Raw genomic sequence first — 13,450 nt, forward strand, 5'->3', positions numbered from 1 at the left:
GGACCGCCGGTGGCACCTTTGAGGCGCCTGCAGGAAGCTCCCCGTTCGCCGCCGAGAGAGGCGGACGGCGCGGAGAGAGGGCAGCGCGAGGCGGCTCAGGCGTTCGTGGACGCGACGAGCCGGGAGATGGCGCGGAGGTACTTCTTCCGGTAGCCGCCGGCCAGCATGTCGGCGCCGAACACCTGGTCGAGCGAGAGGCCCGTCGCGCGGATCGGCAGCTGCGCGTCGTACACCCGGTCGACGAACGCCACGAAGCGCAACGCCTCCGACTGGTCGGTCAGCTGCCGGACGTCCCGCAGCCCGACGGCCTCGACGCCGTCGATCAGGCGGATGTAGCGAGAGGGGTGCACCCGGGCGAGATGAGCGACGAGCGCGTCGAACCCGTCGTCGCTGGCCGTGCCGTATGCGGCGAGGCGACGGCCGTACTCGGCTTCGTCCAGCACCGGCGCCGCGGCGTCGAGCGAGCGCTGCCGGAAGTCGACGCCGTCGATACGGATGGTCTCGAAGCTCGCCGACATCGCATGGATCTCCCGCAGGAAGTCCTGGGCGGCGAACCGTCCCTCCCCCAGGGCGTTCGGCGGCGTGTTGCTGGTCGCCGCGAGGCGGGTCCCGCTCGACACCAGCTCGCCCAGCAGTCGTGTCATGACCATCGTGTCGCCCGGGTCGTCGAGCTCGAACTCGTCGATGCACAGCAGCGCGGACCCGCGCAGCAGCTCCACCGTCTGCTTGTAGCCGAGCGCGCCGACGAGCGCCGTGTACTCGATGAACGACCCGAAGTACTTCCTGCGTGCGGGGACCGCGTGGTAGATCGAGGCCAGCAGGTGCGTCTTGCCGACGCCGAACCCGCCGTCGAGGTACACGCCCGGCTTCGTCTCGGGCGTCTTGGGGCGCCGCGAGAATAGGCCGCCGCGCTTGGCCTGCGGCGCACCGACGGCGAACGTCGTCAGCAGCTCCTTCGTCTCCTGCTGAGACGGGTACGCCGGGTCGACGCGATACGACTCGAAGGTCGCGTCGTCGAACTGCGGCGGCGGCACGAGGCTCGTCAGCATCTCCTCCCCGCTGAGCTGGGGCTGACGCTCGGTGAGGTGCACGATGCCGGTCGAGGTGGAGGTCATGCGGCGGATTTCCGTTCGTTACGGGCGGATCGGGCGCTCCGGTGCGCGGGCGCGCCACGGCGCCTACGCTCGACACAGGGACGCAGGACAGCCTAGTTCCGTCCCGCCGCGCGGTATCCCCGCGAGGCCGCACACGACCCTCAGGAGCACACCGTGAGCGTGGAATTCGACCCGTCCCCCGCCTTCGCCGACTACGCCGAGCCCGGCCGCCTCGTGTCCACCGCGTGGGTCGAGGAGCATCTGGGCCAGCCCGGTCTCGTCGTCGTCGAGTCGGATGAGGACGTGCTGCTGTATGAGACCGGGCACATCCCCGGCGCCGTGAAGGTCGACTGGCACACCGAGCTGAACGACCCGGTCGTGAGGGACTACGTCGACGGAGAGGGCTTCGCGCGGCTGCTCAGCGAGAAGGGCATCGCCCGTGACGACACCGTGGTCATCTACGGCGACAAGAACAACTGGTGGGCTGCCTACGCCCTCTGGGTGTTCTCGCTGTTCGGGCACCAGGACGTGCGGCTGGTCGACGGCGGCCGCGACCGCTGGATCGCCGAGGGACGCCCCCTCTCCACCGAGCCCGCCGGCCGCGCGGCCACGGACTACCCGGTGGTCGAGCGCGACGACGCCACGCTTCGCGCCTTCAAGGAGGACGTGCTCGTCCACCTCGGCAAGCCGCTGATCGACGTCCGCTCCCCCGAGGAGTTCTCGGGCGAGCGGACCTCCGCGCCCGCTTACCCCGAGGAGGGCGCCCTGCGGGCCGGGCACATCCCGAGTGCGCAGAACGTGCCGTGGGCGAAGGCCGTCGGCGAGGACGGCGGCTTCCGACCCCGCGCCGAACTGGAGTCGATCTATCGCGACCAGGCGGAGCTGGGCGACGCCGACGAGATCGTCGCGTACTGCCGGATCGGCGAGCGGTCGAGCCACACCTGGTTCGTGCTGAAGCACCTGCTCGGCTACCCGAACGTGCGCAACTACGACGGGTCCTGGACAGAGTGGGGATCCGCGGTGCGCGTGCCGATCGTCGCCGGCGCCGAGCCCGGCGAGGTGCCCGCGCGCTGACGTCCCTCCGCCGCTCGGCGGTGGGAGGATGAGGGCATGACGTCCGACGCCCTTCCCGCTGCGCTGGCGGAGATCCGCTCCGACTTCCTCGAGCTCGACGAGCCGGAGCGCCTTCAGCTGCTGCTCGAGTTCTCGCGCGAGCTGCCGGATGTCCCGGCCGCGTACGCGGATCATCCCGAGCTCACCGAACGGGTCGCGGAGTGCCAGTCCCCCGTCTTCATCGTGCTCGAGGTGACGGACGACGAGACCGTGACGATGCATGCTGTGGCGCCGGCCGAGGCGCCGACGACTCGAGGCTTCGCCAGCATCCTCGTCCAGGGCATCTCCGGGCTCACCGCGGCCGAGGTGCTGGCGATCCCGTCGGACTATCCACAGTCGCTCGGGCTGACCCGAGCCGTCTCGCCGCTGCGCATCGCGGGCATGACGGGCATGCTCATGCGCGCGAAGCGACAGGTGCAGGCCAGGCTCGACGCACGCTGAGGCTGCGGGTCAGCGGCTCGCGCCGAGGCCGTTCGCCGCGAGCCAGCCGCGGATGGCGGCGGTCCAGCGGCTCTCGTCGTAGTTCCACAGCTTCGTGTGCCTGGCGACGGTGAAGCCCTCGAGCGTCACGATGTCGGGTCGCGCGTCGGCGAGGGCCCGGGACGCGCTCGACGGCACGAAGCCGTCGTCGTCGCTGTGCAGCAGAAGGATGGGAGCAGTCAGCTCGTCGGCACGGGCGACCATGTCCAGCTCGTCGAATGGAATGCCCCGCCCGGCGCCCGCCGCGCGTGCGGTCCAGGGGGTGCCCAGCGTGCCCATCGCCGCCCGGGCGGCGATATCGGGCACGCCGAGCTCTCGCGCGTGGAAGTCGAGCACCACGCGCCAGTCGACCACCGGCGACTCGAGCACGATCCCCGCGATGGCCTCACGATGGGCCGAGTTCACCGCGGCCTGCAGCACGACCGCGCCGCCCATCGACCAGCCCATGAGCACGATCCGTCGAGCGCCGTTCTCCAGCGCCCAGCCGATGGCGTCGTCGGCGTCGCGCCACTCGGTGGCGCCGAGCCCGTACAGCCCCGTGCGGCTGCGCGGCGCCTCTCCGTCGTTGCGATAGGAGACGACGAGCGACGAGATGCCCGCGGCGTGCAGCACCGGCACTGCGCGCAGGGTCTCGGCGCGCGTCGTGCCCCGCCCGTGCACGAGGACCGCCCAGACGTCGCCCGTGCCGGCGGGGAAGAGCCACGCAGGCGCCGGGCCGACCGGGGTCTCGATCGCGTGGGTGCTGAACGGCAGATGGAGCTGTTCAGGCTCGTCGAAGTACCAGCCGCTGAACGAGGCGTGCGGCCCGACGCGCGTGCCGGCGTCGACGTGGCTCAGCAGCTTGCGTGTCACCCCGCGGTCGTCCTGGCCGAGGACGGCGCCGAGCTTCACATAGCCGGCGCCGTTGGTGAACACGCCGTAGCGTCCCGGGAGCTCCGTATCGGGGGTGCGGGACAGGGTGATCGTCTGAGCGGCCCTGTCGATGCCGAGGATCTCGACGTCCGCGACCCTCGGCGCCGGGGTGACGACGCGGCGCGCGACACCGGCGATGCGGACGCCGAGCGCCGCCGCCACGCTCGCGAAGAGGACACCGACGCCGAGCACCGAGACGAGTGCCGATGGGGCGACGGGGGAAGCGGCGCGCCTGAGGTGCTTCATGACGCCTCCACTCTAATCTGACGGCGTGACACCTGATGGAGGCGCTCCCGCCGCGTTCGCCGCGGCGCAGGAGCAGCTGCGTGCCGCGACGTTCCGCAGCGACTTCGTCGTCCGCGAGATCCCCTCGCCGCAAGGCGTCGCACCGCACAGCGTCGCGCTGGCGGGCGATGTCCGCCCGACGAGCGAGGGCGAGTCCCCGTACGGGACCGGACGGTTCATCCTGCTCCACGACCCGTCGGAACCCGACGCGTGGGGCGGGGCGTGGCGGATCGTCGCGTTCGCGCAGGCGCCGCTCGAGCCGGAGATCGGCACCGACCCGCTGCTCGCCGACGTCACGTGGTCATGGCTCGTCGACGCCCTCGAGTCGCGCTCGGCGCCGTACCACTCCGCGTCGGGCACGGCCACGAAGATCCTCTCCAAGGGCTTCGGCTCACTGGCGGACGAGGGCGACGGAGCGCAGATCGAGCTGCGGGCGTCCTGGACGCCGGACGGAGACTTCTCGGCCCACGTGGGTGCGTGGGCAGAGCTCGTGTGCATGCTGGCGGGACTGCCGCCGGGTTCAGAGGGCATCGCGGTCCTCGGAGAGCGGAGGAACGCGAATGGCTGAGGCCGCCCGATACGACGTGATCGACACCGCGGAGGAGCTGGCCGAGGCCTCCGCAGCCCTTGCGGAGGGCGCCGGTCCCGTCGCCGTCGACGTGGAGCGGGCCTCCGGCTTCCGCTACTCGCAGCGCGCGTACCTCGTGCAGGTGTATCGCCGCGACGCGGGAGTCTTCCTCTTCGACCCGCCGGCACTGCAGGACCTCTCCCCGCTCCGGGAGGCGATCGGCGACGCGGAGTGGATTCTGCACGCCGCCAGCCAGGACCTGCCGTCGCTGCGCGAGCTCGACCTGCTGCCGCCCCGCATCTTCGACACGGAGCTCGCCGCGCGTCTGCTCGGCTGGGAGCGCGTGGGGCTCGCCGCAGTGGTCGAGGCGACCCTCGGCATCACGCTGAAGAAGGAGCACTCCGCGGCCGACTGGTCGACGCGTCCCCTGCCCCAGGCGTGGCTCGAGTACGCCGCGCTCGACGTGGAGCACCTGGTGGACGTCAGGGATGCGCTCGAGGTCGCGTTGCGAGAGGCGGACAAGACGGAGTTCGCCGCACAGGAGTTCGAGGCCACGCGCCTGCGCGAGCCCAAGCCGCCGCGGGCCGAGCCGTGGCGTCGGCTCAGCGGGCTGCACACGGTGCGCGGACGCCGCAACCTGGCTGTGGCGCGCCAGCTGTGGCTCGCCCGCGAGGAGTACGCGCAGCAGCAGGACGTCTCCCCCGGGCGACTCGTGCCGGATCGCGCGCTCGTCGCGGCCGTCGCCGCGGCGCCCGCATCCAAAAGCGAGCTGGCCGCGCTGAAGGCGTTCAACGGCCGGGCGAGCCGCACGCAGCTCGACCGGTGGTGGAACGCCATCGTCGCGGGCCGCGAGTCCGCCGAGCTCCCCGTCGAGCGGGTGCCCGGTGACACCCTGCCGCCTCCCCGCGCCTGGGCCGATCGCAATCCGGAGGCGGACGCCCGGCTGAAGCAGGCGCGACCGGCGGTGGAGGAACGCGCCGCCGATCTCGCGATGCCCACCGAGAACCTGCTCACCCCCGACACGCTGCGTCGCGTGGCGTGGGAGCCTCCGGCCGAAGCGGACGCGCCAGCCGTGGCCGAGGCGCTGCGGCGGCTGGGCGCGCGCGAGTGGCAGATCTCGCAGACGGCGGAGCTGATCGCCGAGGCGTTTGTGCGGGCCGTTCAATCCGGCGATGACGCCGCCGAGTCGGCTTAGCGGTTACGGCCAACCCGTTCGAGGCGCACGGGGCGCGTACCTAGGCTGAAGGTCAACCGACACGGGGCGGCCTGCGATGGCGGCCCGACCAACCCGGGAGGCAGAGTGGCCGAGCTGGCTGATGTCTATTTCATCGATGGAGTGCGCACGCCGTTCGGGCGCGCCGGTGAGAAGGGCATGTACTGGAACACGCGGGCGGACGACCTCATCGTCAAGGCGATGAAGGGGCTGCTCGAACGGAACGAGGAGATCCCGAAGGATCGCATCGACGACGTCGCGGTCGCCGCGACGTCGCAGACGGGCGATCAGGGTCTGACCCTCGGCCGCACCGCTGCCATCCTCTCCGGCCTGCCGATGACCGTGCCGGGCCTCGCGATCGAGCGGATGTGCGCCGGCGCGATGACCAGCGTGACCACCATGGCCGCGTCCATCGGCGTGGGCATGTACGACCTCGCCATCGCGGGCGGCGTCGAGCACATGGGCCGCCACCCCATCGGGGCGAACGCCGACCCCAACCCGCGCTTCGTCGCGGAGCGCCTCGTCGACCCGGGCGCGCTGAACATGGGCGTGACCGCCGAGCGCATCCACGACCGCTTCCCTGAGCTGACCAAGGAGCGCGCCGACCGCTTCGGCATGCTCAGCCAGCACAAGGTGCAGGCCGCCTACGAAGCCGGCAAGATCCAGCCCGACCTGGTCCCCGTGGCCGTGACGGGCCCGGACGGCCAGTGGGGCCTCGCGACCGAGGACGAGGGCCGCCGGCCCGAGACCACGATGGAGGGCCTCGCCTCGCTCAAGACCCCGTTCCGACCCCACGGCCGGGTGACCGCGGGCACGTCCTCGCCGCTCACCGACGGCGCCACCGTGAGCCTGCTCGCGAGCGGCGCTGCCGTGAAGGAGCTCGGCCTCACGCCGAAGATGAAGCTCGTCTCCTTCGCCTTCGCGGGCGTCGAGCCCGAGATCATGGGCATCGGACCGATCCCCGCCACGGAGAAGGCGCTGGCCAAGGCCGGGCTCGACATCTCCGACATCGGCCTGTTCGAGCTGAACGAGGCGTTCGCGATCCAGGTCCTCTCGCTGCTCGACCACTTCGGCATCGCCGACGACGACCCGCGGGTGAACAAGTGGGGCGGCGCGATCGCGGTCGGACACCCCCTCGCCGCGTCCGGCGTGCGTCTCATGATCCAGCTCGCCGCGCAGTTCGCCGAGCACCCCGAGGTGCGCTACGGCCTGACAGCGATGTGCGTCGGCCTCGGACAGGGCGGCAGCGTCATCTGGGAGAACCCGCACTACACCGGCAAGAAGAAGAAGTGAGCCAGGCTGTGACCGACTACACCACCATCGACTTCTCCCCGCTCCTCGCCTCGTCGACAGACGAGATCGTGACGCACTCGCTCGTGTCGGATGTGCGGCTCGCCAGCGGCCGCACGCTCGCGCTCGTCACCCTCCACAACGGCAAGGACCACACCCGTCCGAACACGCTCGGCCCGGCCACGCTGACCGAGCTCGGTGAGACGCTCGACGGGCTCCAGCGCCGCGCCGCGGCGGGCGAGATCGACGCCGTCGCCATCACCGGGAAGCAGTACATCTTCGCGGCGGGCGCCGATCTGTCGGGCGTCGGGGCGCTCCCCTCGACCGACGTCGCGCGCCTCATCGCTCAGCTCGGGCACCACGTGCTCGGCAAGCTGTCCACGCTCGGGGTGCCCTCGTTCTCCTTCGTGAACGGGCTCGCGCTCGGCGGCGCGGTCGAGATCGCCCTGCACTCGACTTACCGCACCGTCGACTCGTCTGCGGCGGCGATAGCGCTTCCCGAGGTATTCCTCGGGCTCGTCCCCGGCTGGGGCGGCGCGACCCTGCTGCCGAACCTCATCGGCATCGAGAACGCGCTCGAGGTCATCATCTCCAACCCGCTGAAGCAGAACAGGACGCTGAAGCCGCAGCAGGCGTTCGATCTCGGCATCTTCGACGCGATCTTCAGCCCGACCAGCTTCCTCGAGGACTCGCTGCGCTGGGCGGACGGCGTCCTCGAGGGAACCGTCAAGGTCTCCCGCAAGAACGTCCCCGGCAAGATCGAGCGGCTCACCAAGTGGCCGGTCGCCATCAAGGTCGCCCGCAACATGCTGGAGAGCCGTATCGGGACGATCCCGAAGTCGCCCTACCTGGCACTGGAGCTGCTCGACAAGGCCAAGAGCGGATCGGCCGAGGAGGGGTTCGCCCGGGAGGACGAGGCGCTCGCCGAGCTCATCTCCGGCGACCAGTTCATCGCGTCGATGTACGCGTTCGACCTGGTCCAGAAGCGCGCCAAGCGCCCCGTCGGTGCGCCGGACAAGGAGCTGGCGAAGAAGGTCACGAAGGTCGGCGTCATCGGCGCGGGGCTCATGGCCAGTCAGTTCGCGCTGCTGTTCGTCCGGCGTCTCCAGGTTCCGGTCCTGATCACCGACATCGACCAGGCGCGCGTCGACAAGGGGATCGCGTACATCCGCGACGAGATCGCGAAGCTGCAGGACAAGGGCCGCATCGACCCCGACACCGCCAATCGGCTGCGGGCGCTCGTGCGCGGCACCGTGGACAAGAGCGAGTATGCCGACTGCGACTTCGTGATCGAGGCGGTGTTCGAGGAGACCGGCGTGAAGCAGCAGGTGTTCTCCGAGATCGAGGGCATCGTCGCACCGGACGCCGTGCTCGCCACCAACACGTCTTCGCTGTCGGTGGAGGAGATCGGCTCGGTGCTGAAGCACCCCGATCGGCTGGTCGGCTTCCACTTCTTCAACCCGGTCGCCGTGATGCCGCTCATCGAGATCGTGAAGACGCCGCATTCGAGCGACGAGGCGCTGTCGACGGCGTTCGTCGTGGCGAAGAACCTGCGCAAGAACGCTATCCTCACCGCCGACGCCCCCGGCTTCGTCGTGAACCGTCTGCTCGCGAAGGTCATGGGCGAGGCGGCTCGCGCCGTCGACGAGGGCACCCCTCTGCTGACGGTCGAGAGCGCATTCGCACCCCTCGGGCTGCCGATGACGCCGTTCCAGCTGATCGACCTGGTCGGCTGGAAGGTCGCCGCGCATGTGCAGGACACGATGGTGCGCCACTTCCCGGAGCGCTTCTTCGCGTCGGAGAACCTGCATCGCCTCGCGGAGCTGCCGGAGGTCGTAGAGAAGGATAAGAACGGCCGGGTGACCGGTTGGACGAAGCAGGCGCAGAAGGCGTTGGAGACGGGCAAGAAGACCGCATCCGAGGCCGAGATCCTGCGACGGGTGGAGGACGGTCTCGCGAGCGAGATCAGGCTGATGCTCGACGAGGGCGTCGTGCCCGAGGTCGAGGACATCGATCTCGGGCTCATCCTCGGAGCGGGTTGGCCGTTCATCGACGGCGGGGCGTCGCCCTACCTCGACCGCTCCGGCGCCTCCGAGCGGGCGACGGGCTCGACGTTCCACACTCCCCCGCTGCGGGGCGTCGCCCACCGCTGAGCACCCCCGGCGACGCGCGCGTCGCCGCCCAGAACGAGAACCCCGAGCCTCCTCACGGAGCTCGGGGTTTCTCGTCGGTGGGGGCGCTGTCGGCGCCTCGGATGCCGCTCGGGCGGGTACGTCAGCGCCCTGGCGCGTGCAGTCGCCCGACAGGGCCGGTGACGGCGGGCAGCCCGCGGCTGTCCTCCGGGCGTGCCACCGGCACGCGCGTGCCCAGCACCTGCGCGACCACGTCCTGGGCGATCTTCGCGGGTGTGAGACCGGCGTCCTCCAGGATCTGCTCGCGTGACGCGTGGTCGAGGAACTCGTCGGGGAGGCCGAGCTCGTCGACCGCCGTGTCGACGCCCGCCTCGCGCAGCACCTGCCGCACGCGCGTTCCGATGCCCCCGACGCGGATGCCGTCTTCGAGGGTGATCACGAGACGATGCCGGGCCGACAGCTCGACGATCGACGCCGGAACGGGCACGACCCAGCGCGGGTCGACCACGGTCGCGCCGATGCCCTGTGCGCGCAGGCGCGCCGCCACCTCGAGCGCGAGGCTCGCGAAGGGCCCGATGCCCACGATCAGGACGTCCTCCACGTCGCCGCGCGCGAGCACGTCCACGCCGTCCTCCAGGCGCTCCACCGCGGGGATGTCCTCGGCGACCGATCCCTTCGGGAAGCGCACGACGGTCGGGGCGTCGTCCACCGCCACGGCCTCCCGCAGCTCTTCGCGCAGCCGCGCCTCGTCGCGCGGCGCCGCCAGCCGGATGCGCGGCACGATGTGCAGCAGCGCCAGGTCCCACATGCCGTGGTGGCTCGGTCCGTCCGGGCCCGTGACGCCCGAGCGGTCGAGGACGAACGTCACGCCCGCCCGGTGCAGCGCGACGTCCATCAGCACCTGATCGAACGCGCGGTTCACGAACGTCGAGTAGAGCGCCACGACGGGATGCAGGCCGCCATAGGCCAGGCCCGCCGCCGACGCCACGGCGTGCTGCTCGGCGATCCCCACGTCGTACACGCGCTCGGGGAACCGCTCTGCGAAGGGCGCGAGCCCCGTCGGGCGCAGCATCGCCGCCGTCATCGCGATGACGTCCGGCTGCTGCTCGCCGATCCGCACCAGCTCGTCGGCGAAGACGTCGGTCCACCCTGGCGAAGACGCGCCGAGCGCACCGCCCGTCGCCGGGTCGATCCGGCCCACGGCGTGGAACTGATCGGCCTCGTCGTCGAGCGCCGGCTGATAGCCGCGGCCCTTCTCCGTGATGGTGTGGACCAGCACCGGAGCGCCGTAGGACTTCGCGAGCTCGAGGGTCTCGACCAGCGCGGACAGGTCGTGCCCGTCGATCGGCCCGAGGTACTTGATGTCGAGGTTCGAGTACAGCGACGAGTTGTTCGTGAGCCGCGAGAGGAAGCCGTGCGTGCCGCCGCGCACACCGCGATACAGCGCCCGACCGACGGCCCCGAAGCGTCCCGCCATCCGCGATGACCGCTGGGAGAGGTCTCGGTACGCCTCGGCGGTGCGCACCCGGTTGAGGTGACGCGCCATTCCGCCGATCGTCGGCGCGTAGGAGCGTCCGTTGTCGTTGACGACGATGACGAGGTTGCGATCGTTGTCGTCGGTGATGTTGTTGAGCGCCTCCCATGTCATGCCGCCCGTGAGGGCGCCATCTCCGACGACCGCCACCACATGCCGGTCTCCGCGCCCGGTGCGGCCGAAGGCCCGGGAGACGCCGTCGGCCCAGCTCAGCGAGCTGGAGGCGTGCGACGACTCCACGACGTCGTGCTCGCTCTCCGAGCGCTGCGGGTACCCCGCGAGACCGCCCCGGGCCCGCAGCGCGGAGAAGTCCTGCCGCCCGGTGAGCAGCTTGTGGACGTACGACTGGTGCCCGGTGTCGAAGATGATCGGGTCGCGCGGAGAGTCGAACACGCGATGGAGGGCGATCGTCAGCTCGACGACCCCGAGGTTCGGTCCGAGATGGCCACCGGTGCGTGCGACGTTCTCCACCAGGAAGGAGCGTATCTCCGTCGCCAGCTGCTCGAGCTGCTCTGGGGTGAGGGCGTCGAGGTCGCGCGGACCGCTGATGCCGTCGAGAAGACTCATGCACAGAGCCTACGCCGGTGCCCTGGGATCGGCGTGAACGCCGGCCTGGCCGGGCGGGTCATGGCTGCGGCGGGGTCCGGCCACGGACGTGAGAGCGCCCCGCCCGGCCGGAGCCGGATGGGGCGCTCTCACATCGGTGCGTCAGACGAGGCTGCGCAGCACGTACTGTCGTGTCCCGCCTTGAACGGTTGTTTAAGCACTCTATCGCTTCGCTGGATGCCGGCTCCGCCCGAAACTGCAGGTCAGAGGCTGAATAGTACGCATCGCGCACTACTGCTAACGCAGCACCGTGACCCCTCAGGAGCGAGTCGCAGGAGCCGTGGGTCGAGGTGCTGCGTTAGAGGCTCATAAACCTGCTCGCTGGTTCGCAAGCAGCCGTCGCCGCCAGTGGGTGTCTTGGATCGGGTTCCTCTCGCAGGTCCACCAATTGCGACCGTCCACGCAGGTTCACCCGCGGGGTTGACAGGTGCAACCGAACCCGATGTCCCCCAGCCTGTCGGCGCTAATCTTGCCGCACCGCCGGCACCGCGTGAGATGGGGGTCGCCGCCGTAGGAGGGCGCGGTCAGAGGCCCGAGATAGTCGAACCCGTTGGCTTCCGCGTGGGCTCGTGCTTCCTCAAATGAGACAGGCGTGAGGTACGCCCACTCCCCCTGCAAACGGCGACCCTCAGCAGCCCAGTTGCGCCAGTAACAGGCTCGGCACGTGGGCTCTGAATACTGGTTCTTGTCCAGCGTGTAGGCGAAGCGGTAGTGCGCCTCGACACCGCAAGCGACGCACTCAGTCAGCTGCCAATCGTCGGGATGGGTGAAGGACTCTAGCGCTCGCAGGCCCCCGGTGAGCTGAATCTCCGCGACGTGCGCCGAGCACCACGTGGGCTTCGTGCGCGTCTTGAACGCCGCCACAGCATCGCACCCTTCCACCGAGCAAACCTGATCGGTGGGGATGGGCTCGCGTCGAAGCGGGCGAGGAGGCTTGACAGGCTTCGCCTCGGAACGTGCTGCGGTGCTGTCTTCGCGGGTCACTGCGGCAGATGCGCCAGCCGCATCGACCGCGCTGCGGTCAGTCCGGAGAAGAACCTCAACTCCATCCAGAGTGTTGCCGTCAAGGCATCGGAGGAAGTCGTCTTCCGTCATCACCTCGATCTCTTGGCCTTTGTCTTGCAACTCGAACGCTCGGCGCGCCTTGCCCGTGAGGCTCGACCCTGGCCGCAGGACAGCAGGGTTGATGTCGCCGACGACGAGGACGTTGGTTCGCTTCGTCGTGTTCTCCTCGGGAGTAGCCCCGAGCCTCGCGCACTCTTGTCGAGCCATGTCGCGTGTCATCGACAGCAACGCGCCCGTGAAGACGACAACACGACCGTAGAGGTACCCCTCAGGATCAGCGTCCGAGTTCACCTCGATGGGAGTGAACGCGCGACCACTTCCACCCCCGGTTGCGACGCTGCCCTTGTAGATTCCGCGCCCCATGGTGCCGAGCGCGACGCCCACCGACTCAGCAAGACCTCCGATGTCGGCGGTGTGCTGTGTTTGAGTGAGCCTTCGTACGATCTCAACCACCGCCCGAGCATCAGCCAACGCATCGTGGTGTGCTTCTAGCTCGTACCCGAGAGACTCTGCCACGAACGGCAGGCGGTAGCTTGGCAGTGAGAGGGCGCGGCGAGCGAGAACCAGCGTGCACAGGAACTTCAGTTCGGGCCACTCGATGTTGTCGACAGCGCAGGCATACCGGATCACGCCCGTGTCGAAGGCCGCGTTGTGCGCGACCACGACATCGTCGCCGATGAAGCTCACAATGTGCGGAAGAATCTCGCTCCACCGAGGCGCATCAGCGACCATGTCCGCAGTGATGCCGTGGATCGACGTGTTCCACCCGTCAAACCAATCAGCACCGATCGGAGGACGGATCAACCAATGACGCTCGTCAACAACCTGGCCATCGCGCACACGCACCAGCCCAACAGAGCATGGCGAGCCCCGGTAGGAGTTGGCAGTCTCAAAGTCGATCGCGATGAAATCAAGCATCCGTCACACCCCAAGTCACTCGGTCAGACGAATCTTGGTGATGAATCCCGTCTGCGCTGAAGGCTCCAAGCACGACCATAGCGTCCGATGCAATCTCGTGGATGGACGATGACTGAATCGGCCTGGTTTTCGTTCCTATCCGGTTGTCTGTCCGGCGGTGGCCGGGTTGGCTGATTCAAGGGCAGCGTAGTACTCGGTCTCGGTCTCGATCGGGGTGCGCATGTCGAGTTCGCCGTGGAG

Annotated in this window: 10 protein-coding genes; 6 read left to right on the plus strand and 4 right to left on the minus strand. The window is 69.8% G+C overall.

Features of this window, described 5'->3' with window-relative positions; genetic code table 11:
- Positions 1-95: 95 nt before the first annotated feature.
- Positions 96-1,115: a cell division protein ZapE gene (gene zapE / locus K5S26_RS09545; protein ID WP_221857730.1), complete on the minus strand. Its 1,020-nt coding sequence runs from the start codon at positions 1,113-1,115 to the stop codon at positions 96-98.
- Between the two features lie 153 nt (positions 1,116-1,268).
- Here zapE and K5S26_RS09550 point away from each other — a divergent pair, with 153 nt between their 5' ends.
- Together K5S26_RS09550 and K5S26_RS09555 are read left to right on the plus strand one after the other, a co-directional pair.
- Positions 1,269-2,168, plus strand: a complete 900-nt coding sequence (locus K5S26_RS09550; protein WP_221857731.1) for a sulfurtransferase — start codon at positions 1,269-1,271, stop codon at positions 2,166-2,168.
- A gap of 36 nt (positions 2,169-2,204) precedes the next feature.
- Complete coding sequence (locus K5S26_RS09555) at positions 2,205-2,648, plus strand: SufE family protein (protein ID WP_221857732.1); 444 nt, start codon at positions 2,205-2,207, stop codon at positions 2,646-2,648.
- 9 nt (positions 2,649-2,657) lie between these two features.
- Here K5S26_RS09555 and K5S26_RS09560 read toward each other — a convergent pair whose 3' ends face one another.
- Complete coding sequence (locus K5S26_RS09560) at positions 2,658-3,845, minus strand: alpha/beta hydrolase family protein (protein ID WP_221857733.1); 1,188 nt, start codon at positions 3,843-3,845, stop codon at positions 2,658-2,660.
- Between the two features lie 25 nt (positions 3,846-3,870).
- On the opposite strand from K5S26_RS09560, the gene K5S26_RS09565 reads away from it, so the two are divergent.
- The 4 genes from K5S26_RS09565 to K5S26_RS09580 all read left to right on the plus strand — a co-directional run bounded on the left by K5S26_RS09565 (position 3,871) and on the right by K5S26_RS09580 (position 9,108).
- A complete protein-coding gene (locus K5S26_RS09565; protein ID WP_221857734.1) occupies positions 3,871-4,452 on the plus strand; it encodes a DUF3000 domain-containing protein in 582 nt (193 codons plus the stop codon).
- Positions 4,445-5,647 carry an HRDC domain-containing protein gene (locus K5S26_RS09570; RefSeq protein WP_221857735.1) on the plus strand — a complete coding sequence of 401 codons (1,203 nt, stop codon included), beginning with the start codon at positions 4,445-4,447 and terminating at the stop codon, positions 5,645-5,647. Before K5S26_RS09565 ends, K5S26_RS09570 begins: the two co-directional genes overlap by 8 nt.
- 105 nt (positions 5,648-5,752) lie before the next feature.
- A complete protein-coding gene (locus tag K5S26_RS09575; RefSeq protein ID WP_221857736.1) occupies positions 5,753-6,958 on the plus strand; it encodes a thiolase family protein in 1,206 nt (401 codons plus the stop codon).
- A gap of 8 nt (positions 6,959-6,966) precedes the next feature.
- Positions 6,967-9,108: a 3-hydroxyacyl-CoA dehydrogenase NAD-binding domain-containing protein gene (locus K5S26_RS09580; RefSeq protein WP_221857769.1), complete on the plus strand. Its 2,142-nt coding sequence runs from the start codon at positions 6,967-6,969 to the stop codon at positions 9,106-9,108.
- A 121-nt stretch (positions 9,109-9,229) separates the two neighbouring features.
- Here the strand turns inward: K5S26_RS09580 and dxs are convergent, their stop codons facing one another.
- The gene (gene dxs / locus K5S26_RS09585) at positions 9,230-11,188 is read right to left on the minus strand and encodes a 1-deoxy-D-xylulose-5-phosphate synthase (protein WP_221857737.1); all 1,959 of its coding nucleotides are present in this window, start codon (positions 11,186-11,188) and stop codon (positions 9,230-9,232) included.
- Between the two features lie 447 nt (positions 11,189-11,635).
- Positions 11,636-13,210, minus strand: a complete 1,575-nt coding sequence (locus tag K5S26_RS09590; protein WP_221857738.1) for an exonuclease domain-containing protein — start codon at positions 13,208-13,210, stop codon at positions 11,636-11,638.
- Positions 13,211-13,450: the final 240 nt, after the last annotated feature.

The sequence above is a fragment of the Microbacterium marinilacus genome (genome assembly GCF_019753765.1).
In the GTDB taxonomy this organism is placed as follows: domain Bacteria; phylum Actinomycetota; class Actinomycetes; order Actinomycetales; family Microbacteriaceae; genus Microbacterium; species Microbacterium marinilacus.